This window comes from Arcobacter cryaerophilus gv. crypticus, from assembly GCF_002993025.1.
Taxonomy (GTDB): Bacteria; Campylobacterota; Campylobacteria; order Campylobacterales; family Arcobacteraceae; genus Aliarcobacter; species Aliarcobacter cryaerophilus_B.
Map to the genome: position 1 here is coordinate 1 of NZ_NXGI01000052.1, position 353 is coordinate 353.

Annotated in this window: 1 tRNA gene; it reads left to right on the forward strand. The window is 30.6% G+C overall.

Going from position 1 to position 353, the window contains the following annotated elements:
* Positions 1–58 precede the first annotated feature (58 nt).
* Positions 59–134: transfer RNA gene (locus CJ670_RS09870), tRNA-Ala, on the forward strand.
* Positions 135–353 lie beyond the last annotated feature (219 nt).

Here is a 353-nt window from a genome sequence, read left to right on the forward strand (position 1 = left end):
AGCGCTCGACTGATAATCGTGAGGTCTCAGGTTCAAGTCCTGATAGGCCCACCATTATGGGGAATTAGCTCAGCTGGGAGAGCGCCTGCTTTGCACGCAGGAGGTCAGCGGTTCGATCCCGCTATTCTCCACCATATACATATAAATAGATAAAAAATTAGATATAAGCTTTTAATAGATAAGAGTTTATATCTGGTTTTAGTCAGAATGATATTTAAAAATATAATGTTAAAGTCTTTAAAAATTTTTCGTAAAATTAAATAGTAATGTTTAATTTTAAATAAAAATTTCATATCTAAAATTTAATAGAGATATTAAAAAACTATAGATAACACAACTAACTTATTAAAGTA